1 protein-coding gene is annotated in these 374 nt (G+C 63.4%); it reads left to right on the top strand.

The window, feature by feature from the left end:
• A partial coding sequence (locus J0A65_RS26365; protein WP_206597140.1) for a hypothetical protein occupies positions 1-186 on the top strand: 186 nt, incomplete at its 5' end.
• Positions 187-374 lie beyond the last annotated feature (188 nt).

Below are 374 nucleotides of genomic sequence, written 5' to 3'. Positions count from 1 at the left end.
CGCATGTGGCGAGCGGCTCATGCTCTGGAATACCTGCAGGTTGTCGAATGTCGCCATCAGCTTCTCCCGGATGCCGCCATGCTACACCCGCCATCCGGTAACGCCAGTCGCCGCGAGAAAAATGCGCAAGTTCGTGCAAGTGGCGGCGGTGCATCCCGGATTGCGACTGCCTGGCTGCTCGCGTGAAGTACGGGCCGAGGTTTTTTGCGCGTGGCTGCGGCGGCGCAGGGCGAGTCGGAGTATCGTGGCGAGCACTCGAACAATGATTCGCATCCCGGATGCCCTTCTCGATGACTGACCTGCGCTCGTTCGCCCTCGCTTCCCTGTTGATCACCCCCGGCCTGCTGGCCGCCGCCCCCTCCATCGATGACAAA

This window comes from Bowmanella yangjiangensis (genome assembly GCF_017255015.1).
Taxonomy (GTDB): Bacteria; Pseudomonadota; Gammaproteobacteria; order Enterobacterales; family Alteromonadaceae; genus Bowmanella; species Bowmanella yangjiangensis.
The sequence above is the reverse complement of the archived record's forward strand: the minus strand, read 5'-3'. Positions and strand labels throughout refer to the sequence as shown.